Genomic DNA, 21163 nt, shown 5'->3' with positions numbered 1-21163 from the left:
GTAACCCCTTTATTATAAAATATTATTTTTTCAATCGTTTTATAATTCTCAATTTTGCTGAATGTGCACGCCTATTATTCTGTAATTCTAATTCTGATGGTAAAATTGGCTTTTTATTAACTAGTGCATAATTTGGCTGAATATTATCTGGAATTACAGGTAAACCCGGTGGTAACTCTGGTAAACTTGTTCGTTCCTTAAACATCGTTTTGACCAATCTATCTTCTAATGACTGAAATGTAATAACGCTAACTTGCCCCTTAACATTAATTAAATCAATTGCTTGCTCTAATGAATCTTCTAAAACACCCAATTCATCATTAACCGCAATTCGAATAGCTTGAAAAACTTTTTTAGCAGGGTGCCCACCTGTTCGTCTTGCACGAGCCGGAATACCCATTTTAATTAATTCAACTAATTGACTAGTTGTAACAATTTCTTCATTTTCTCTAGCATTTTCAATCTGACGAGCAATTGACTTTGCAAATTTTTCTTCACCATATCTAAAAAAGATTCTAATAAGTTCTTGATATGTCCAATTATTAACAATCTCTTTAGCTGTTAATTCTGCACTTAAATCCATCCTCATATCTAACGGCGCATCGTGCTGATAACTGAAGCCTCGTTCTGCGACATCAAATTGTGGGGATGATACACCTAAGTCATAGAGTACACCATCTACTTCCGTCACATTAAGTTCCAGTAACGCGGCTTTTAAATCTTTAAAATTGCGTTTAATAAAAGTAACTTGTCCATTTTCTATGTATTTTTTTAAATGCTCTTCATTATAAGTAATCGCTGTTTGATCCTGGTCAAAAGCATATAAATGTCCCTCCGTACTTAGTTGAGACAGGATTAGGGCACTATGTCCACCGCCACCCAAAGTACAATCAACATATATACCATCTGGTTTAATAGCCAACCCATCTACTGCTTCATTTAGTAGTACTGTTTCATGTTCAAATGTCGTCATAGTTTTATCCCCTTTCATACGTGTTATTTAAAATCCAAAATCAATCATATTTTCTGCAATTTCATCAAAATTTTCTGATGCACTCTCTGAAAAACTATTCCATCGATCTTCACTCCATACTTCGAATCTGTTTGAAGCACCTACTAGCACACATTTTTTTTCTAAATCAGCATGTGTTCTTAAAGGAACTGGAATATTAATACGGCCTTGTTTATCAAATTCACATTCTGTAGCTGCAGAATATAAAAATCTTACAAAAGCCCGTGAATCTTTTTTTGTTAAAGGGAGTGTTTTAAGCTTTTCTTCTAGGAGTGTCCACTCTGTTTGTGTATATCCGAATAAACAACCATCCATACCTCGAGTAATAACAAATTTCTCACCTAATTCCTCACGAAATTTAGCTGGAATAATTAATCTACCTTTAGTATCTAAAGTGTGTTTAAATTCGCCCATAAACATTGTGTACAGCCCCCCTTCATAGTAACTATTTAAATTTTACCACAATGCCCCACATTCCACCACTGAATTCCCCAATATTATGTTTTTAAATGATAATATACAAAAAAACACTCAATCCTTTTTAGATTAAGTGTTTTTTACATTACTTATAATTAAAAATATAGGACGATATCCTTAAAATAGTACTAAAAAGAGAAGCATTAAGAGGTACCATCCAAGCATATAAATATCAGTAATTTTCCAAATGGTCTTGAAAAATTTTGCATAAATTAATTCTCCATCTCGATACGCATACATAAGCGCACTAGCAATACCAATTAAGCACCAAGAAAATATTATAAATGGTGTAATCGATAAATTAAACTCTCGTACTGATAAAATATGTGTCAACAAAAGAAGTAATGGTGGTAAAAAATCAATGATTTGCAACCGTTTAGGCCAATTTTTACGTAAAATACGTTTAAGTAAAGTTAAAATTAGAATATATCCAAATATTAAAATTATCGACCCATACCAAGTTCCAAAAAATGGTAAAAGTTTCATAAATTACCCCTTTTAGATACTGCTTAAAAAGACATCATGTAATGCATTAACAGCAGTTTTTAAATCGTCCTGTTGAACTAAAATCCAAATTGTCGTATAACTATCAGTTGTTTGAAGAATATTAATATCCTTCTCAGCCAGTGCTGTTACAATTTTGGCCGTAACACCTGGTGTTCCAGTCATCCCCGCTCCCACAATTGAAACTTTCGCACAGTTTGGAAGCACTGAGACATCAATTCCAGCATCTACTAAAAGTTGTTTAGCTTTTTTTTCATCATCATTAAACAAATTAAAGACGACTTTGCCAGGTGAGATATTAATAAAATCAACACTCAAATTATTATCGGACATCAAATTAAAAACATCTTTTGGAGCATGATTAACTGTTTTAATTGTAAATTGACTGAGCCCAGTCACATGAGCAATACCAGTTACACTACGATAATGCTTTACACCTAAGTTTCGGTCGGTCACAAGGGTTCCCATCTCTTCAGGACTTTGCCAAGTTGAGCGAATCCGAACTGGAACATGGGCTTGTTGCGCAATTTCCACTGCACGAGGATGGATAACTTTTGCACCTTCATGGGCCATATTTGCAACTTCTTCATAACTGACTGTTTCTAGAAATTTTGCCTTTGTAACTAATCTAGGATCGGCAGTCATCATCCCTGACACGTCAGTAAAAATATCGACACGTTCAGCATCTAATGCTGCTCCAAGTAATGCAGCTGTCGTATCACTTCCACCACGCCCAATAGTCGTCGTTTGACCTTTACTTGTAGCACCTTGGAACCCAGTCACAACTAAAACATCAGCATCTTTAAATGCCTCATCAATTAAATCAGTATTAATGTTAATTACTTTAGCATTCTGAAATTCATCAGTTGTTTCAACTCCAGCATCCTGCCCTGTTAAAGCAGCAGCTTTAATGCCTTCCTTATTCAATAATTCAGAAAAAACTGCGGCAGAAATAGTTTCACCAACAGAAACAATCATATCGAGTTCTCTATTAGAAAGTAATGATTGCTCTCCATCGACAAGTCCTAATAATGAATCAGTTGCATAAGGTGCGCCTTTACGCCCAATTGCTGAAACAACGACAACGACTTGATACCCTTTATCAACTGAATATTTTACGTGTTTTAAAGCTGCTCGTCTCGACTCATCGTCTTGAACCGATGTGCCACCAAACTTCTGAACCATAATTGTCATTATTTTGAACTCCCACTATTTATTATTTAGCTTTTTCTGTTACTGTTTTACTATCTTCTAATATGTCACTTTCAATATAAATACGATGCCATACCATAAATGTTAAGACAGTCCATATTTTTCTAGAGTTATCTCTAACACCAGCACGATGTTCATCCAATAAATCTATGAAATATTGTTTGTTAAAAAATTCATCTGTTTGAGAATCATTAATAATTTGTTTAGCCCAATCATACATTTCGTCTTTTAACCAAAAACGAATAGGCACAGGGAAACCTAATTTTTTACGATTTAAAACATGGTCAGGAACAATACCTTCAGCAGCTTTACGTAAAGCATACTTGGTTGTTCCATGTGCAATTCTCAAATCTGCAGGCACTTCAGAAGCAACGGCAAAAACTTCTTTATCCAAGAATGGTGTTCTCAATTCTATGCTGTGTGCCATTGTTGTACGATCGGCATTATGCAATAAATCTCCATTTAACCATGTATGCATATCAATAAATTGCATTTGATCTATTTTATTGTAATCTTTTGATGCATCATAATATTGGCCAGTAATACTTTGGAATGGATGATTTTTATTATAGTCTTTAAAGAATGCTTCTTTTTCTTTTTCATTAAAAATAAAAGCATTACCAACGTAACGATCCTCCATTGGTGTCGTGCCTCGAAGAAGGAAACTTTGTCCACGCATCCCTTTAGGCATCATTTGAGCAATTTTATTCAACGCACCATTAATTGGTTTAGTGTATTTAAATCCTTTTAATGATTCAGGTTCATGATAAATAGTGTAACCACCAAATAGTTCATCAGCACCTTCACCCGTCAATGCAACTTTAACACGTTTTCTGGCCTCTTTAGCAAGGAAATATTGAGGCACAGCAGCCGGATCAGCCAAGGGATCATCCATATTCCAAATGAAATGTGGAAAAGCCTTCATAAATGCTTCAGCCGTAATAACAGAACTAAAATTAGCGACATCTAATTTTTCTGCGGTTTCTTGCGCAACATCTATTTCACTATAGCCTTCACGTTCAAATCCAACTGAAATCGTTTCTAATTTTGGATTTAATTCTTTAGCAATAGCAACAATAATAGACGAATCAATTCCACCAGATAAGAATGAACCAACTGGTACATCGGCACGCATATGCTTATCAACTGAATCAATTAGGACGTCTTTAATACGTTTAATATATGTCTCTTCTGGACGAACTACTGGATGAAATTCAGCAGAAAAATATCGTGTAATAACAGGCTTCTCGCCTAATTTTTTTGTTAAATAATGTCCAGGTTGTAACATATCAATTTCTTTAGTTAACGTTTCTGGTTCTGGTACAAATTGGAATGTCATATAATCTTGAAGTGCATCTTTATCAAATGTCTTATTTTTTAAAACTTTATAAATAGCTTTACTTTCCGAACCATAATAAAAATTGTCATCTGCTATAGCGTAATAAAATGGTTTAATCCCAAATTGATCACGGGCAGCAAAAAGTGTTTTTTCTTGCGTATCCCAGATAACAAATCCAAACATTCCACGGAACTGCTTAACAGCTTCTGCACCGTACTTAGCATACATACCTAAAATGACTTCTGAATCAGAATCTGTTTTAAATTCATAACCATCAGCAACTAATGCTTCACGTAGTTCAATATAATTATAGATTTCACCGTTGAAAGTTAACCAGTAACGTTCATTTTCGTATGAAAGTGGTTGGTGTCCGCCTTCTAAATCAATAATACTTAATCTTCTAAATCCCATTGTTATATCATCATCACTAAAATAACCTGAATCATCAGGACCACGGTGAACAATCATTTTTGTCATATTATGAACAATTTTATCGTAATCATCATTGGTATTTTTTTGTCTATCGCTCAATACACCTGCAAATCCACACATATTTTCATCCCTCATTTTCATAAAAATCAATGTCTTATATTATAGATGATTCTACCATATATTTCAATTTAGGTTACAGTTATGTTTACTATTATAGCGTATTTGAACTAATCTTAACAACTAGATGTCTGAATTAACGAAAGCTTAAAAAATTTGGTATACTATGTATTATGTTATTCGAATAAAGGGGACTTTGATATTGATAGAATATTATACATCAACTGAGTTAGGTACAATTCAAAAAATAAAAGAATACAGTAAATCATGTTGGATTAACGTTACAAATCCTTCTGAAATAGAAATAAATGAACTTATTAAAAAGTATGCTATACCACGAGACTATATGACCGCTATTTCAGATGATCAAGAAAATTCAAGAACTGAAGGATTGTCTCAAAATATTGTTCCTGACTTAGTCTTAATGCAGTACCCTCATCGCATTAGAAACTCGCTAGGCTACTTAGAATACCAAACGTTTCCTTTTTCAATTATCTTAGCAGATGATGCAATAATTACAGTCTCAAATAGTGAACCAGATTTTATCAGTAAATTTATCGCGGATAGTCCAATTCATCAAATTAAAACGATAACATCGGATCAATTCACTTTGAAATTACTTTGGTATCTATCACAAAGTTTTGTCGTTGCGTTAAAATCGATCATTCAAGAAACCGAAAATTTAGAAAAATCACTTGCTAAAGCAACTAAAAATGAGCAATATTATCAAATGATGTCAATGCAAAAAAGTTTAGTTTATTTTGATGCTGCTTTAAAGAAAAATAATCCAGTACTTCAATCCATGGTTGACTCAAATGAGCATTTCAAACAAAAGGCAACTGATGATTTACTCACAGATGTTTTAATCGAGAACCAACAAGCCGAAACAATGACAAGCATTCAAACTAAAATATTAGAGAATTATGGTGAAATGGTTTCATCAGTTATTTCAAACAATTTAAATATTATCATGAAGGTCTTAACGTCGATGACGATTATTTTAACGATACCAACAATCGTTGGCGGTATGTTCGGCATGAACGTATCCCTTCCTGGTGCAGACACTCATTTTTCATTCTGGTGGTTACAATTAATCACGTTAATAATTTGTTTATTAACTGCTTATTATTTAAAGAAAAATGACTACTTTTAAGTTGACATTTTACTTATAAAAAAGTTATAGTTACACTATTAGATTTGAGAGGGTGGGTAAAACATGAAGAAAAAGAAATCTACATTCCAAAAAATCACAATGTTTGTCGTGTGGTTAATGATTCTTGTAACAGTCGGTGGTGTCGTTTTAACCGCAGTTATGTCAATCGCTTAATTTAAAAATAAAAATTTTAAAGGTTCCCAGCTTAATTAGCTAGGAACCTTTTTTATAAAAAAAGGCGGATTATTATATCCGTCTTTTTCTGTCTATTCTATTTAGCTAGGAAGATTCCTGAACTTTTTTTAAGTATGATACTAAGTATCAAGGTAGCAATAATCATGTTAATAATCATACTCCCACAATTGACAACTGCTGAGTACACAACTGGGGAAAGCCCCCATTGAACATATTTTGACCAAAAAATGATACCAGCCATAAAATGAGCACTGTATTTTAGAAATACAGCTATTAAAATCGCAAAAGTCAGTGATTGTATGGCACCACGCGTATTTTTAGTACGCAACTGACTTAAAAAACGAGCAGAGAATAACCCAGAAAATCCTAGTACCAAATTAGCAACTGGATACTCTAAGATAGCCTGAACCGGCGTTAATACAAACGCAGTTCCAATTAAAATAGGTAATATACCATATAGTAACCCAATAATTAATCCCATTTTTAATCCGCGTCGTAAACTGTATACCACAATAGGTAACACACCTAGTGCAATATCAATATTTGGCGGATTAGGAACAAATGATAGCGCCATTGCTAAAGCGGCCATAACGACCCCTTCTAGTAATATCAATAATTTTTTTCTTTCCAACAAAAAACCTCCTTTGACTTAGTAAACCAAGCACAAAGAAGGTGTTAATCTTCTACACACAATTCCTACGTTTGCATTAACAAACAGGTTCCAAGGGTCTGAATTTCTTCACTCTCAGCCAAAATCAATCGGCTCCCCTTTGTGTTGGTCTCCGATTAATAATATCGCATACATCCTGAAAAACGTCAAGCGTTTCCATTCCTATAATATCGGTGAAAGAAGTCTTGAAAACTGTTGCTTAAATTTCAACCAATGTGATTGATCATTAAAATACCTTTTCGTTAAAAGACTACTTTGTTCCATATCAGTTTCAAAAATTGTTTTAAGTGTGCTTGCCACACCTACATCATAAATAAATGCATTCGCTTCAAAGTTTAACTTAAAACTTCTAAAATCAAAATTAGCTGAACCAACGGATGCAACCATTTCATCAATTACAACTGTTTTAGCGTGTAAAAATCCATTGTTGTATTGATAAATTTCTACACCAATATTCGTTAGATCTTTCGCATAATACTGTGTAGCACGATAAACAAAGGCATGATCTGGCATACAAGGAATCATAATTCTAACCTGAACGCCTGAAGATACCGCAATATCTAACGCTTCTATAACAGAATCATCTGGAATTAAATAAGGGGTTTGAATATAAATATATTTTTTAGCTGAATTAATTAACTTAATATAACCTTTTTTTATTTGTTCAATTTCTGAATCAGGTCCACTAGAAACAATTTGCATGTTAACTTTACCTTTTGTAACAGTTTGTGGAAAATAACTTGACTGGTAATTAATCTGATTATTTCTCGCAGTTGCATTCCAATCCATAATGAACCTACTTTGTAGTGATCCAACAGCGTTTCCAAATACACGAATATGTGTATCTCGCCAGTTACCAAATTTTTCACTTTCACCTAGATACTGATCGCCAACATTAAATCCACCGATGTAGCCAATTTTACCATCAATAACGACAATCTTTCTATGATCTCTAAAGTTCAAACGAAGATTTGAAAATGAAAAATGTGAACCCAGAAAGGTTTCTGCTTTACCGCCCAATTCTTCAAGATGTTTGAAGAATTTTTTAGTAGTTCCCTTTGATCCCAATGCATCATAGATGATTCTAACTTCAAGACCTTCGTTTGCTTTCATTTCAAGTAGCGTCAATAGTTCATTTCCAATATGCCCATCTTCGAATGCATAATACTCAACATGTATATGGTGTTTAGCTTTACGAATGTCTTGAAATAACGTCTTAAACTTATCATGCCCATCAATAAATAACTGAACCTCATTCTTCTTAGTTAAAATAGATTTCTCTATTTCTAAAAACATATGCATAATTTCGTTCACATCATCAGTGTATTTACCACTTGTTGTTAATTCTCCTCTGGCCCATTCTTCTTTTTGTTGATCTACTAATTGGTCAACACCCATACGACCTTGTGTTTTAATATCAAATATTTTTTCTTTTGAAATTTTCTTACCAAAAAAAAGATAAATTAAAAATCCAAAAATAGGAATACCTATCAAGACAAGAAGCCATGCCCATGTTGCAGCAATATCACGTTTTTCTCTAAAGACGGTCACAATTGCCGCTAACAAGTTCAATAAAAAAACAAGTAGCACACCAATATTTACATATGTCATATAGTCCCTCCAAAATTAATTATTTTGTATATTATTATTTTCACCAAACCATTTTTGATTTAATTCTTTTAGATAACCTTTGTTTTGCAACTCTGTTATTGCCCTATTAATTTTTAATTGCATTGTTGTATCAGATTTTCGCATACCTACCGCAAAATCTTCAGTTTTAAAATTACCATTTATCACGTTATATGCATTTGAATTCGACTGATGCTTAATAAAGTAGTTCGCATAGACATCATCAATTAAAAGTCCTTGAATTCTATCTGCATTTAAATCGATAAAAGCATTATCAAATGAATCATATTGAACAGGTTCTTTATCTTTAATATTATCTTTTAAAATATCTGGATGCAAATTTAAGCTATCAAATCCAGCTGAACCACTTTGAACACCTAAAATTTTTTGTTTCATATCAGAAAAAGAATTAATTTCACTTGATTTTTTTGTTACTAATACTTGCTTGTTCGTTAAGTATGTACGACTGAAAGCAACATTTTTAGCACGTGCAGTTGTTTTTGTATACCCATTCCAGATTAAATCAATTGTCCCATTTTTTAATTCCGTTTCTTTCATAGACCAATCAATTGTTTGGAAATCAACTTGAATATCATATTTTTCAAAAACTTTTTTTGCTAAATCAACATCATATCCTACTAAACTACCATCTTTTTGTCTGAATGTCATTGGCACAAAACTATCATCAATTCCGATAACAACGGTACCCTTTTTTTGAATTGATTTCCAACTATCAACCGAATTCATTGATTGGCTACTATTGCTACAGCCAGCTAATCCTATAAACATCATCATAAATAATATTGTAAAAACAATTTTTTTTACTAATTGATTCATTTATTATCCTCTAATCTTCTAGCGGCTTAACTTTTAATAATTTATCCGCAATATTTTCAGCAAATGGTACATCATGTGTCACTATTATTTGAGTCATTCCGTCTACTTTCAACGATAATATTAAATTCTCTACTTCCTGGCGTAGTGCTGGATCAAGTGCTGAAGTTGGTTCATCATAACACAAGATTTTAGGATTCATCGCTAATGCACGTGCAATTGCAACTCGTTGTTTCTGCCCACCTGAAAGTTGGTAAGGATATAAATGCCCTTTATTTCCGAGAGATAAGCGATCTAATAATTTTTGTGCCTCTTCCTCAGCCTGGACTTTATTACGATTTAAAACTAATTTTGGAGCTAACGTTATATTATCTAACACTGAAAGATGAGGGAATAATTGAAATTCCTGGAATACTACCCCAATAACACTTTCGTTCGTATTATTACGATATGGATCAAATGGTGAGGCATCAATTAGAATATCTCCAGAATCAATTGATTCTAACCCACTAATACATCTCAATAAAGTCGTTTTTCCACCACCAGATGGACCAACAATACTAACAATTTCACCATCATTAACTGTTAAATTAATATCATCTAAAATTAATCGTTTTCCATAATACTTTTTAATATTTTTTAACTCTAGCATAGAATTACTCCTTATTTGTAATAACTATAATGTTTTTCAATTTTCTTCAAGACAAGTGTAAATATAGCTGTTAATAACAGATATATTGCCCCAACCATCAATAGTGGGACGAGTGTTACATCACGACTCGTCGCTACGTTACCGGCTCTTAATAAATCGCCTAACCCAATAACATATACTAAACTTGAATCTTTAACTAAATTAATAATTTCATTTCCAATTGAAGGTAAAACGATCTTGAACACTTGTGGAATAATAATTGTCCTAATAGTTTGCCAATATGATAGACGCAATACCTTTGCACTTTCATATTGACCTTTAGGAATCGATTGCAATCCACCTCTAAAGATTTCAGCAAAATACGCACCATAATTCAAAATAAATGCAAATAATGCTGCATCGTATCGACCGAATACAATATGAATATGGAACTGTTGTAGTGTTGGTAGTCCATAAAATACAAAAATTAATTGTAGTAGCAGTGGTGTTCCTCGCATTAACCAAACATAAAAATTCAAAAAATACTTAATTGGTTTTATTTTTGAAATTAATCCTAATCCGACAATTAAACCAAGTGGAATCGATCCAATGATCGTCCAAAAAAATATTTCTAACGTTAATTTAGCACCATCTATTAATGATGGCAAAATTTCTAATATATAAGTCATTACATTATCTCCCTTTAGTTAAATAAAAAAATCCTCTCAAGCCAAATCAAATTGACTCAAGAGGACGATAGCCGTGGTGCCACCTCAAATTCATATTTTTCTCACGAAAAACACCTTATGTAGATTAATAAAAATGAGTATAAAAAAAACTCTATAGTCATTATTGACTATAGAGGGCGACGAATCGCGGTACCACCTCAAACATCATTAAATTCTCACAAATTTAATCTTAACGAGTTTATTAAACTACAGCTATAACGGGCTTATCCCGGACTTCCCTAATTAACTAGTTTAGGAAATCAACTCGCAGATGTGTTTCAGACTTAAGAACTGTATCTTTTCAGCAATCGATACTCTCTTTAAAAGTTTATTTAAGCCTTAATCTTCTGTTCAACGTTTTTCTTAATTGATAATAATTTAGCATACTGCCATTAACATTGTCAAGAATTAGTCTTTCTTAAACCATGAACCCATTTTTTTCCAAAAACCTTTTTGAGGCTGTTTTATCGTCATCAAGGGCACTGTTTCCCCTAGTAGTCGACGTGCTACATTACGATAACCTAATCCAGCAGGATTTTTAGAATCTAAAACAATAGGTTCACCATGATTTGATGTACTAATAACAGCATCGTCATCAACAATAATTCCTAATAAATCAATAGACAAATGACGCGTAATCTCATCAACATCCATTGCTTGACCATCTTCCATCATTTGACGACGGATGCGATTAATAATTAATTTTGGTTGTTGTAATAATGGATTTTGCTCTAATAAACCTACCACGCGATCTGCATCACGAACCGCAGAAATTTCAGGCGTTGTTACAATAATAGCCATATCTGCACCAGCAATAGCATTCATAAAACCTTGCTCAATTCCAGCTGGGCAATCAATAATAACATAGTCAAACTCTTCTTTTAATTCATCAACAATTGCTTTTACTTGTTCAGGAACTAATGCTGATTTATCAGTATTTTGTGCAGCAGGTAATAAGTATAAATATTCGTTAAATCTCTTATCTTTAATGAGTGCTTGGTGTAACCGCGCACGACCCTCAGCTACGTCTACAATATCAAATAAGATACGGTTATCAAGGCCTAAAACAACGTCTAAATTACGCAAACCAATATCTAAATCCATTAGAACAACCTTTTTTTCAAGAAGTGCTAATGCAGTTCCAATATTTGCAGATGATGTTGTTTTACCAACACCACCTTTACCAGATGTTACAACAATTGCTTTTCCCATCTTTAATATCCTCCAGCATGATTAAATAATTTTGGTCGAAGTGACTTTAATTCATCTCGATTGCCATAATCTATAATATGTAAATCATTAACATAGATTACAGTATCTTGACTGTTTGTTACTTTTTCATCATCTATAATATCAACTAATTCACCAATTCGTACTTGTGAAGCAGCTGAAACATCGCCCACAATAATGCTATCTGTATTATTGTTAAATCCAGCATGAATGACACCTTGAACTTCACCCATAACAAAAATATTGCCAGCAGCTCGTAATTGACCACCCTGATGTAATTTACCTAAAAATAAAATATCACCTTTTAAATCAACTATTTGTCCACTTCGAATTGTTAGATAGCATAAATGAACGTTGTCATTTTCTTTTAAAATATTAGCATCTTCTATGGTCATTACTTCAGATTCGATTTTGTGTACTTTAAAATTACGGTATTCAGAAATAATTTTTTCGATTTTTTGCTTTTCATCTGCTGAAAACAATCGATTTTCTGTTTTAATATCAAACGAAATAACCGTTTCATCAGCATTCTTTTTTTCAGCACTTAAATTATTAAATAATTCTCTAAGTTCAACCAAAATTTTATCAAATCCGAAATCCTGTTTAAGAATAATTTCATAACCATCTTTATAACCTTTTAAAATAACACCTTGCATCTACGTTCACCCCTGAATTTTAATTATATCGGTTACTTAAATTCATTAATTTTGATATTGGATAGTACAAAATAATAAATACCACCAGATTAAAAGCTAAAGTTGGTCCAAACGAAGTACTAACGAATGTTGTTACAGATTCATTAGCAAATCCAATCATCTCATTGACTGCATAATACGAAACTTCTAAAACTGCCAAATCAATAAAATAAATGAGTAATATCACAATAAAAGATGGTTCGAAATATTGATATGCTATTTTAGTTAAATAAACAATTAATGGTAACAAAATCATATAAATACCCAAAATACCGGCATAATAACTATCAAATGCTAGACCAACACCAAACGCCCATAATTCAAGATGCTTATTATCTGAGTAAAAGATACCCATTATCAACCATAACAACAACAGGTGACTAACCATGATAGTCGTTTGTGATTGTAACTGTTCCATAAAAACAAATTGTATTGTACCATCCAAAAAAAAGGAAATAATAAGTCCTAACGGAAAAATATACTGTCTATTTTTATTTCTCATCTAATCTCACCTTCTAATCCAACGTCTGAGCAACTGTTACAACCGTTAGGTCACTCAAATCAACTGCAGGTTTGATATAAATTTTAGAAGCAAGTCCATAATCACCTTGCTCAACTTTAGACACAACACCAACATTTAAACCCTTTGGTGTTGTGCCTCCAAGACCAGATGTGACAACAGAATCACCTTTTTTCAAGGCTTTCTTAGAAGTAATTTGACCCATAATTAATAAATTATCTGTTTTATCATAGTCAGTAATTAAACCATTAATAATATCATCGTTTGAATTATTTACTTGAACTGCAAATCTATTAGCAGAATCATTAGTAGTCGATATTAATTCAACTTTACTATTTGTTTTATTAACTTCTATAACACGACCAATCAATCCAGAACCAGCCATCACTGGTGCGTTCTTTTTAACACCAGACGCACTACCTTTACTTATCACAAGTTGATTTAGCCAACCAGAAGGTAATCGCGTTAAAACAGATGCATTAATTGAAGTATAATCAGTCAATGTACTGTCCAATTTTAATTCCTTTTTCAGCTGTTTATTTTCATTTTTAACAGTGTCTGATTCCACTTGAACTTGTGCTAATTTATCAACTTGTTTTTTTAATTTTTGATTTTCTTGATATGTATTTAAAAGATCAGAAATACCAATAACTGAACTTTTTAAGCCATTTGCAGGATAACTAACTGCTCTATCAAATAGACCAACAACATCATTACCAAATTCTTGAATGAGCGGTGGTGTTGATTTTTTATTTCTAACGGAAACTGAAAATGAAATTAAACTAAAACTCACAATAATGGCTATTAAAATGATGACTAGTCTTCTATTTGAAAAAAATTTCTGCATGTTCGCTATCCTCCACTTACCTTATAATTAACTAAAAAATTAAGAGGCTGGATAAATAAACCACCAACCTCTTCATTTTTAGCTTATGTGATTTTTAAAATCTATCTTTTCTTCATGACGTCGATACTTTTTAATGATTCACCTGTACCAATTGCGACACAGTCGAGTGGTTCATTAGCAATAAAAACAGGCACTTTTGTAACTTCAGAAATAACTTCTGATAGGTTTTTCAATAATGCACCACCACCTGTTAATACAATACCATGGTCAATCACATCAGCAGCAATTTCTGGAGAAGTTTCTTCCAATGTTTCCTTAATAGCAGTAATGATTTCAGCAATGGATTCTTGAATAGCAACTGCAATATCAGTTGCTTTTACAGTAACTGTTTTAGGAAGACCCGTAATTAAATCACGTCCTCTGATAGTTGTATCTTCAATTGATGCAGCATCTTTAACTGATGCAGATGCAACGTCCATTTTTAATTGTTCAGCTGTTCTTTCACCAATCAATAAATTAAAGTTTTGACGAATATATGACACAATTGATTCATCCAATTTATCGCCAGCCATTCTGATAGAACGGCTTGAAACAATACCACCTAATGAAATTGTAGCAACATCTGTTGTTCCACCACCGATATCAACAACCATATTACCCGTTGGATCCATCACTGGTAATCCAGCGCCGACTGCTGCAGCAAATGGTTCTTCAATAACATAGGCGTCACGCGCACCAGCAACACGAGTTGCATCAATAACGGCACGTTTTTCAACTTCCGTAACGCCACTAGGAACACATACCATTACATAGGGTTTCCCTGCAGATTTACCTAAAGCTTTTTGAATGTAATATTTCATCATAGCAACTGTTGTGTCATAATCAGCAATTACACCGTCTTTCATTGGGCGAATAGCCACAATGCTACTTGGTGTACGACCGATCATTGCACGAGCATCTTCTCCAACAGAAACAATTTCATCAGTTTTAACATTTTTAGCGACGACTGAAGGTTCACGTAAAACAATACCTTTTCCCTCAACATACACGATTGTATTAGCTGTTCCTAAATCAATTCCTATATTCTTTGTTCCAAATCCAAACACAGTCTTTCTTCCCTTCATCGTCAGCCTTCTAGGCGCTTTTATTCGTAGTATTTATATTATATCATAATCAACAGTGAGATTTCATTCAATATTTACTAATTTTTATTAAGTTTATCTTAAATTATTATAAGGTAATTAATTTTGAATCCATAATCTTATTAAGTTTATCATATCTAATTTCATAGAACAAGAGAGCACCCTTGATAATCAAAGGACGCCCTCTTCTTTCATACTAAGATATTTAGTATTACCCGAAATAATATGATCTAACAGCTCAATTCCCATAAGAATTCCACATTTTTCAACTCTTTTAGAGAAAATAATATCATTCTTAGATGGTGTCACATGCCCACTCGGATGATTATGGACCAATATAATTTTAGCTGCACCATATTTTAATGCAACTGCAAAAATATCTCTTGGATGGACCGTTGCTGAATTCAAAGTTCCAATGAACAATGTCTCTTGTTTTACAATTTGATTTTTTGTGTCCAAGAATAATCCAATTAAAAACTCTTGGTTTAATCCACCTAACTCAGCAACCATTCTAACCCCAGCATCATGACTTGAACAGATTTGTCCACAAATAAAATGAGGTTCACTGTTGATTCGTGTTCCCAGTGCAATAACAGCCTGTAATTGTAATGCTGCAGACTGATTATTCCCATTCATCAATAACTGATAATCTTTTAAACAACATTTTTTTTGTTGGCTTAAAGACTGGTAACGTAAAGAAAAATTTTTAACACACTTTCCAACATCAGCAGGGTTCGTTAATAATAAACTAAAAACAACCGTCAAAAGCTCTTTATCTGATAAATTATCACATTGATACTTTTGGATTTGTTCCAGTAGATATTCATTTGAGCAACTAGAAATAAGTGACATGGTGATTCCTCCTATTTTTTATTAAATACGAGAAATTCACTTATTTAAATTATTCTGATACAAAATAACTACGAACCTCCGAAATAAAGTATAACGATCCTGTCACAAGTAATAAATCAACAGAAGACATTTCGCCAACACTTTGAACTAATGCCTCTTTCCAACTTTCTTGAATGGAGACATTATCAAACTTATTAACGTTGAAATCATCTATTTTGCTTACAAGACGTGGCCCTGAAAATTGAGTTAGTATAACTCGTACATGAGGAACTGCAGCTAATTTTTCCAGCATTTGTTTGCCTTGCTTATCCGCTAGTACTGCAAAAATAATTGTGATTTCTTTATCTTGAAAATGCGTTTTAAGCAACTGCGTAATCCGATCCACTGCTGCGCTATTGTGCGCGCCATCTAAAATGACTAACGGTTCATCATTCACTTTTTCAAAACGTCCTGGCCATCGTGTCTCAGAGATACCTTGCCTAATTGATTTAGGACTGATGGCCCATCCCTGAATTTCAGCAACCTTCTCAAAAGTAGCAATTGCTGTTGCTGCATTTTCATCTTGAAATTCACCTAATAATGGCACAGAAAGTTGTTTAATATTCATTTTATTCGACGTATACGTTAAAATTTCTTCCCATGATGATTTTGTTCCCTCAGATTTAGCATTAAAATCCACTCCTAATCGAAAAATAGGACTATTTTTTAATTTAGCCTCATTATTAATCACGCTAAAGACTCCATCAGTTACTCTACCAACGACAATAGGCCGATTACGTTTAATGATACCTGCTTTTTGTTGCGCTATCTTTTCAATTGTATTACCTAATATTTTCATATGATCTAGGCCAATTGTTGTAATAACTGAAATAATTGGATCAATAATATTAGTTGAATCATACTTCCCGCCTAAGCCCGTTTCAACAACTACAATATCTACAGGATTTATGCTGCCAAAGTATACAAACATCATTGCAGTAATAATTTCGAATTCAGTTGGTCCCCCCTCAAAATCGGCTAGTTCAATATCCATTCGATCAACAACTGGTTTCACGACATTTACTAAATGTAAAAGGGCGGTATCATCAATCATCTGTCCATTTAAGGAAATACGTTCATTAAATTTAACAATGAATGGTGAAGTATAAGTTCCTACATTCAACCCTTGTGCAATTAATAATTCACGTAAAAATGCAACTGTTGAGCCCTTTCCATTCGTTCCAGCAACATGAATCATCGCGATATTACCTTGTGGGTTATCTAAGCGTTCCATAAATGCTCGCATTCTATTCAAAGATGGACTTTTTTTAAATTTTGTTCGCCCATGAATAAAATTGAGTGCCTCTTCGTAAGTTGTGATCAATTTTCCGTCCCGCTTTCTAAAAAAAATAGACTTATCTCAGGTATATTGTACCCGAAATAAGTCTATTTTGTTAGATTAAACTTCTGCTTTTAAATCAGAAATTCTTTCCTTAGTTGCTGTTAATTTAATTTGGTAATCTGCTAATTTTTCTTTTTCTTTTGTAACTACTGCCTCAGGTGCACTAGCAACAAACTTTTCATTGCCTAATTTTTTAGTTCCACGAACAACTTCAACATCAAGTTTTTTAACTTCTTTTTCCAAACGAGCAATTTCGTCATTCAAATCAATTAGTTCAGCAAGTGGCATATAAATCTCTGCTCCCGTAATTACAGACGTCATTGCTAGCTTAGGAGCAACAACATTTGAACTGATTTGAAGTTCCTTAGGATGACAGAATCGTTGAATAAAATCTTGATTGTCTTCAAAAATAATCTTTGTTTTTTCATCAGTTGTTTTAATCAATAAATCTACTGCACTAGACATAGGTGCATTTACTTCTGCACGATTATTTCTAACAGCACGAATTAATTCAATTAAATTGTTCATATCAATAACTGATTGTTCATCTTCAAATTCTGGATGAACCACTGGGTAATCTGCAACAACAATTGATTCCCCTTCATGAGGCATTGTTAACCAAAGTTCTTCAGTTACAAATGGAATAATTGGATGAAGCAATTTCAATGTTTGATCTAAAACATAAGCCAAAATTTGTTGTGTATTTTGCTTAACTGTCTGATCTTCACCATTAAGATTTTCTTTACTCATTTCAATATACCAATCACAGAAGTCATTCCAGATGAAATTGTATAGAGCACGACCAGCTTCACCAAATTCAAAGACATCCAATAAGCGTGTAACTTCAGAAACAGTTGTATTTAATCGGCTTAATATCCATTTGTCAGCAAGCTGCCATTCTGATTTAGCTGGTAATTCAATTTTATCCACACCATCTAAATTCATAATAACAAATCGACTAGCATTCCAAATTTTATTAATAAAGTTCCAAGAAGCATCCATTTTAGTGTAACTAAAACGAACATCTTGTCCTGGTGCAGATCCATTAGATAGGAACCAACGAAGTGCATCTGCTCCATACTTTTGAATAACATCCATTGGATCAATCCCATTACCAAGTGATTTACTCATTTTACGGCCATTCTCATCACGAATTAATCCATGAATTAAAACATGTTCAAACGGACGTTCATCTGTAAATTCTAGGCTTTGGAAAATCATTCGTGATACCCAGAAGAAGATAATATCATATCCTGTGACAAGCGTATTAGTTGGGAAATAGCGTTTAAAATCAGGTGCATCAGTATTTGGCCAACCCATTGTTGAAAATGGCCATAAAGCACTTGAAAACCACGTATCTAAGACATCATTATCTTGTTCCCAATTTTCAATATCAGTTGGTGCAACCTCACCAACGTACATTTCGCCAGTTTCTTTATGATACCAAGCTGGGATTTGATGTCCCCACCATAATTGACGTGAAATAACCCAATCATGAACATTTTCCATCCACTGTGTAAATGTATTTTCAAATCGTTCTGGGACGAATCCAACTTTGTCATCCCCTTGTTGGAATTTCAAAGCTTCTTCTGCGAGTGGTTTCATTTTAACAAACCATTGTGTTGATAAACGGGCCTCAACTTGAACGCCAGTTCTTTCAGAATGACCAACACTATGTGTAATTGGATCAATCTTAATCATTAAGTCCTCAGCTTCAAGATCTTTAACAATTGCTTTACGTGCTTCAAAACGGTCCATGCCAACATATTTACCAGCATTTTCGTTCATTGTTGCATCTTCATTCATTGTATTAATACGAGGTAAGTCATGGCGATTACCCACCTCAAAGTCATTAGGATCATGAGCAGGTGTTATTTTAACCATCCCTGTCCCAAATGCCATATCAACATAATGATCTGTAATAATAGGAATTTCTTTGTTAACAAGTGGTAGAATGACTTTTTTACCAACAATATCTTTGTAACGATCATCATCAGGGTGAACAGCAACAGCGACATCGCCCATCATCGTTTCTGGACGTGTTGTCGCTATTTCAATAAATCCAGAACCATCAGCGAATGGATATTTAACATGATAAAAAGCACCTTCATCATCTTGATGAATGACTTCAATATCTGATAAAGCGGTTCTTGCTTTAGGATCCCAATTAATAATGTATTCGCCACGATAGATTAATCCTTTATTATATAAATTAACAAAGACTTTTTTTACGGCATCTGATAAGCCGTCATCTAATGTGAAACGTTCACGACTATAATCGAGTGATAATCCCATTTTAGCCCATTGCTTATGAATAACATCAGCGTATTCATCTTTCCAATCCCAAACTTGTTGTACAAATTTCTCACGGCCTAAATCATAACGTGTCACACCTTGTTCAGCTAGTTTAGCTTCAACCTTTGCTTGTGTTGCAATTCCAGCATGGTCCATGCCTGGTAACCAAAGTGTATCAAAGCCTTGCATTCTTTTTTGTCTAATTAAAATATCTTGTAATGTTGTATCCCAAGCATGGCCTAAATGTAATTTACCAGTAACATTAGGCGGTGGAATAACGATTGAATAAGGTTTTGCTTCTGGATTAGCATTAGGTTTAAATAAATCTTTTTTCAACCATTCTTCATAACGGCCAGGTTCAACCTGACTTGGATCATATTTTGTTGATAATTCAACTTCTTTTGTCATGAGTTCTCCTTTTCATCTATCAATTTTATTTTAGGCATAAAAAAACACCGTCATCAAAAAACATTTCTGTTTTAGGACGACAGTGCCGTGGTACCACCTAAATTGGGTTTTAACCCCTCTTAATTACTTTTTAACGAACAATAATGTCCGGTTATTCCTACTTAATTTCAGAATAACGACTCCTGAGCTACCACCATAATGTCTAATTAAAATGTTTCAGCCTAGCATTTTATCTCTGAAATGACTGGTGTTCTCATTCTTTGTCTGTAGTCACATTTTAGCGTTTATTCTGAAAATCGTCAATATTTTATTTTTTTAATTCTTCAAGTAGTTTAGCGTAGTCTGGCTCATTTGAGATTTCCGTAACCAGTTCTTCATAAATAACATGTCCAGTTTCATCTAAAATGAAAACCATTCGAGCCATATGACCAAATTCCGGAACATCTAATCCAGTAACTTTCGCAAAATTCCCCTTATCTGCATGAAGTAATTGTAAATTGTTTACACCCTCAGCGGCACACCAATTTTTTTGATCTTCTTTTGAATCATCAGATACGGTAATAAATTCGATATCTTTAAAATTATCTGCTTCCATATTAAAACGTTTTGTTTCTATACTGCAAACACTTGTCGTAATACTTGGAACAACACTTAATACTAATTTTTTACCTGTACTTTTAGGTAATGTTACAACTTGATCATTTTCATCGTACGCATTAACTGTAGGAAAAACTTCCCCTACTTTTGGTGCTTCCCCAACTGTATCCATTTCACTACCATGACGAGTTACTTTCATAATTGACCACCCTTTCTTTATTTATCTCTATCTTACTCAATTACTGTTTAAGAAGCGACTTATT

Annotated in this window: 21 protein-coding genes, 1 riboswitch and 1 other annotated feature; of the genes, 2 read left to right on the top strand and 19 right to left on the bottom strand. The window is 33.3% G+C overall.

Annotated elements, in window-relative coordinates; genetic code table 11:
- Positions 1-22 precede the first annotated feature (22 nt).
- The 5 genes from rsmH to asnB form a co-directional block, all read right to left on the bottom strand.
- Positions 23-973 (bottom strand): 16S rRNA (cytosine(1402)-N(4))-methyltransferase RsmH, encoded by a 951-nt coding sequence (rsmH, locus tag ACE83Q_RS01445; RefSeq protein ID WP_409022364.1) that lies wholly within the window; start codon positions 971-973, stop codon positions 23-25.
- A 27-nt stretch (positions 974-1000) separates the two neighbouring features.
- Entirely contained in the window at positions 1001-1432 is a 432-nt protein-coding gene (mraZ, locus tag ACE83Q_RS01440) for a division/cell wall cluster transcriptional repressor MraZ (RefSeq protein WP_409022363.1), read from the bottom strand.
- Positions 1433-1606: 174 nt separating this feature from the next.
- On the bottom strand, positions 1607-1975 hold the full coding sequence (locus ACE83Q_RS01435; protein ID WP_409022362.1) for a DUF3397 family protein: 369 nt from the start codon (positions 1973-1975) through the stop codon (positions 1607-1609).
- Between the two features lie 12 nt (positions 1976-1987).
- The gene (dapG, locus tag ACE83Q_RS01430; RefSeq protein WP_409022361.1) at positions 1988-3187 is read right to left on the bottom strand and encodes an aspartate kinase; all 1200 of its coding nucleotides are present in this window, start codon (positions 3185-3187) and stop codon (positions 1988-1990) included.
- Between the two features lie 22 nt (positions 3188-3209).
- The gene (gene asnB / locus ACE83Q_RS01425) at positions 3210-5096 is read right to left on the bottom strand and encodes an asparagine synthase (glutamine-hydrolyzing) (RefSeq protein WP_409022786.1); all 1887 of its coding nucleotides are present in this window, start codon (positions 5094-5096) and stop codon (positions 3210-3212) included.
- Positions 5097-5295: 199 nt separating this feature from the next.
- On the opposite strand from asnB, the gene ACE83Q_RS01420 reads away from it, so the two are divergent.
- Both ACE83Q_RS01420 and ACE83Q_RS01415 read left to right on the top strand, forming a co-directional pair.
- A complete protein-coding gene (locus tag ACE83Q_RS01420) occupies positions 5296-6246 on the top strand; it encodes a magnesium transporter CorA family protein (protein ID WP_409022360.1) in 951 nt (316 codons plus the stop codon).
- Positions 6247-6309: 63 nt separating this feature from the next.
- Entirely contained in the window at positions 6310-6420 is a 111-nt protein-coding gene (locus ACE83Q_RS01415) for a DUF4044 domain-containing protein (RefSeq protein WP_409022359.1), read from the top strand.
- Between the two features lie 97 nt (positions 6421-6517).
- On the opposite strand, the gene thiT is transcribed toward ACE83Q_RS01415, so the two are convergent.
- The 14 genes from thiT to tpx all read right to left on the bottom strand — a co-directional run bounded on the left by thiT (position 6518) and on the right by tpx (position 21099).
- Complete coding sequence (gene thiT / locus ACE83Q_RS01410; protein WP_409022358.1) at positions 6518-7072, bottom strand: energy-coupled thiamine transporter ThiT; 555 nt, start codon at positions 7070-7072, stop codon at positions 6518-6520.
- A gap of 45 nt (positions 7073-7117) precedes the next feature.
- Positions 7118-7221, bottom strand: a riboswitch (TPP riboswitch).
- Positions 7222-7273: 52 nt separating this feature from the next.
- A complete protein-coding gene (gene cls, locus ACE83Q_RS01405; protein ID WP_409022357.1) occupies positions 7274-8722 on the bottom strand; it encodes a cardiolipin synthase in 1449 nt (482 codons plus the stop codon).
- 15 nt (positions 8723-8737) lie between these two features.
- Positions 8738-9577 (bottom strand): transporter substrate-binding domain-containing protein, encoded by an 840-nt coding sequence (locus ACE83Q_RS01400; protein ID WP_409022356.1) that lies wholly within the window; start codon positions 9575-9577, stop codon positions 8738-8740.
- A gap of 10 nt (positions 9578-9587) precedes the next feature.
- Positions 9588-10226, bottom strand: a complete 639-nt coding sequence (locus tag ACE83Q_RS01395) for an amino acid ABC transporter ATP-binding protein (RefSeq protein ID WP_409022355.1) — start codon at positions 10224-10226, stop codon at positions 9588-9590.
- A gap of 11 nt (positions 10227-10237) precedes the next feature.
- On the bottom strand, positions 10238-10894 hold the full coding sequence (locus tag ACE83Q_RS01390) for an amino acid ABC transporter permease (protein WP_409022354.1): 657 nt from the start codon (positions 10892-10894) through the stop codon (positions 10238-10240).
- A gap of 169 nt (positions 10895-11063) precedes the next feature.
- Positions 11064-11297: a binding site (T-box leader), on the bottom strand.
- Positions 11298-11341: 44 nt separating this feature from the next.
- On the bottom strand, positions 11342-12145 hold the full coding sequence (gene minD, locus ACE83Q_RS01385; protein WP_409022353.1) for a septum site-determining protein MinD: 804 nt from the start codon (positions 12143-12145) through the stop codon (positions 11342-11344).
- Positions 12146-12147: 2 nt separating this feature from the next.
- Positions 12148-12819 carry a septum site-determining protein MinC gene (locus ACE83Q_RS01380; protein ID WP_409022352.1) on the bottom strand — a complete coding sequence of 224 codons (672 nt, stop codon included), beginning with the start codon at positions 12817-12819 and terminating at the stop codon, positions 12148-12150.
- A 19-nt stretch (positions 12820-12838) separates the two neighbouring features.
- Positions 12839-13360 (bottom strand): rod shape-determining protein MreD, encoded by a 522-nt coding sequence (gene mreD / locus ACE83Q_RS01375; RefSeq protein WP_409022351.1) that lies wholly within the window; start codon positions 13358-13360, stop codon positions 12839-12841.
- Between the two features lie 13 nt (positions 13361-13373).
- Positions 13374-14225: a rod shape-determining protein MreC gene (gene mreC / locus ACE83Q_RS01370; RefSeq protein WP_409022350.1), complete on the bottom strand. Its 852-nt coding sequence runs from the start codon at positions 14223-14225 to the stop codon at positions 13374-13376.
- A gap of 101 nt (positions 14226-14326) precedes the next feature.
- On the bottom strand, positions 14327-15331 hold the full coding sequence (locus tag ACE83Q_RS01365) for a rod shape-determining protein (protein WP_409022785.1): 1005 nt from the start codon (positions 15329-15331) through the stop codon (positions 14327-14329).
- A 207-nt stretch (positions 15332-15538) separates the two neighbouring features.
- Entirely contained in the window at positions 15539-16219 is a 681-nt protein-coding gene (gene radC, locus ACE83Q_RS01360; protein ID WP_409022349.1) for a RadC family protein, read from the bottom strand.
- A 49-nt stretch (positions 16220-16268) separates the two neighbouring features.
- Entirely contained in the window at positions 16269-17582 is a 1314-nt protein-coding gene (locus ACE83Q_RS01355) for a bifunctional folylpolyglutamate synthase/dihydrofolate synthase (protein ID WP_409022348.1), read from the bottom strand.
- A 75-nt stretch (positions 17583-17657) separates the two neighbouring features.
- Positions 17658-20303, bottom strand: coding sequence for a valine--tRNA ligase (locus tag ACE83Q_RS01350; protein ID WP_409022347.1), 2646 nt, complete (start codon positions 20301-20303; stop codon positions 17658-17660).
- Positions 20304-20610: 307 nt separating this feature from the next.
- Positions 20611-21099 (bottom strand): thiol peroxidase, encoded by a 489-nt coding sequence (gene tpx / locus ACE83Q_RS01345; protein ID WP_409022346.1) that lies wholly within the window; start codon positions 21097-21099, stop codon positions 20611-20613.
- Positions 21100-21163: the final 64 nt, after the last annotated feature.

Origin of the sequence: Dellaglioa kimchii, assembly GCF_046115505.1 — a bacterium.
Lineage (GTDB): Bacteria > Bacillota > Bacilli > Lactobacillales > Lactobacillaceae > Dellaglioa > Dellaglioa kimchii.
The sequence above is the reverse complement of the archived record's forward strand: the minus strand, read 5'-3'. Positions and strand labels throughout refer to the sequence as shown.

What these genes read in the sequence shown, in the direction of transcription:
- mreC (WP_409022350.1), bottom strand. Translation starts at nt 14,225, where the DNA reads ATGCAGAAATTTTTTTCAAATAGAAGACTAGTCATCATTTTAATAGCC.
- ACE83Q_RS01415 (WP_409022359.1), top strand. Translation starts at nt 6,310, where the DNA reads ATGAAGAAAAAGAAATCTACATTCCAAAAAATCACAATGTTTGTCGTG.
- mreD (WP_409022351.1), bottom strand. Translation starts at nt 13,360, where the DNA reads ATGAGAAATAAAAATAGACAGTATATTTTTCCGTTAGGACTTATTATT.
- ACE83Q_RS01400 (WP_409022356.1), bottom strand. Translation starts at nt 9,577, where the DNA reads ATGAATCAATTAGTAAAAAAAATTGTTTTTACAATATTATTTATGATG.
- ACE83Q_RS01435 (WP_409022362.1), bottom strand. Translation starts at nt 1,975, where the DNA reads ATGAAACTTTTACCATTTTTTGGAACTTGGTATGGGTCGATAATTTTA.
- mraZ (WP_409022363.1), bottom strand. Translation starts at nt 1,432, where the DNA reads ATGTTTATGGGCGAATTTAAACACACTTTAGATACTAAAGGTAGATTA.
- radC (WP_409022349.1), bottom strand. Translation starts at nt 16,219, where the DNA reads ATGTCACTTATTTCTAGTTGCTCAAATGAATATCTACTGGAACAAATC.
- tpx (WP_409022346.1), bottom strand. Translation starts at nt 21,099, where the DNA reads ATGAAAGTAACTCGTCATGGTAGTGAAATGGATACAGTTGGGGAAGCA.
- dapG (WP_409022361.1), bottom strand. Translation starts at nt 3,187, where the DNA reads ATGACAATTATGGTTCAGAAGTTTGGTGGCACATCGGTTCAAGACGAT.
- ACE83Q_RS01390 (WP_409022354.1), bottom strand. Translation starts at nt 10,894, where the DNA reads ATGACTTATATATTAGAAATTTTGCCATCATTAATAGATGGTGCTAAA.
- ACE83Q_RS01380 (WP_409022352.1), bottom strand. Translation starts at nt 12,819, where the DNA reads ATGCAAGGTGTTATTTTAAAAGGTTATAAAGATGGTTATGAAATTATT.
- asnB (WP_409022786.1), bottom strand. Translation starts at nt 5,096, where the DNA reads ATGTGTGGATTTGCAGGTGTATTGAGCGATAGACAAAAAAATACCAAT.
- ACE83Q_RS01395 (WP_409022355.1), bottom strand. Translation starts at nt 10,226, where the DNA reads ATGCTAGAGTTAAAAAATATTAAAAAGTATTATGGAAAACGATTAATT.
- minD (WP_409022353.1), bottom strand. Translation starts at nt 12,145, where the DNA reads ATGGGAAAAGCAATTGTTGTAACATCTGGTAAAGGTGGTGTTGGTAAA.
- ACE83Q_RS01350 (WP_409022347.1), bottom strand. Translation starts at nt 20,303, where the DNA reads ATGACAAAAGAAGTTGAATTATCAACAAAATATGATCCAAGTCAGGTT.
- cls (WP_409022357.1), bottom strand. Translation starts at nt 8,722, where the DNA reads ATGACATATGTAAATATTGGTGTGCTACTTGTTTTTTTATTGAACTTG.
- rsmH (WP_409022364.1), bottom strand. Translation starts at nt 973, where the DNA reads ATGACGACATTTGAACATGAAACAGTACTACTAAATGAAGCAGTAGAT.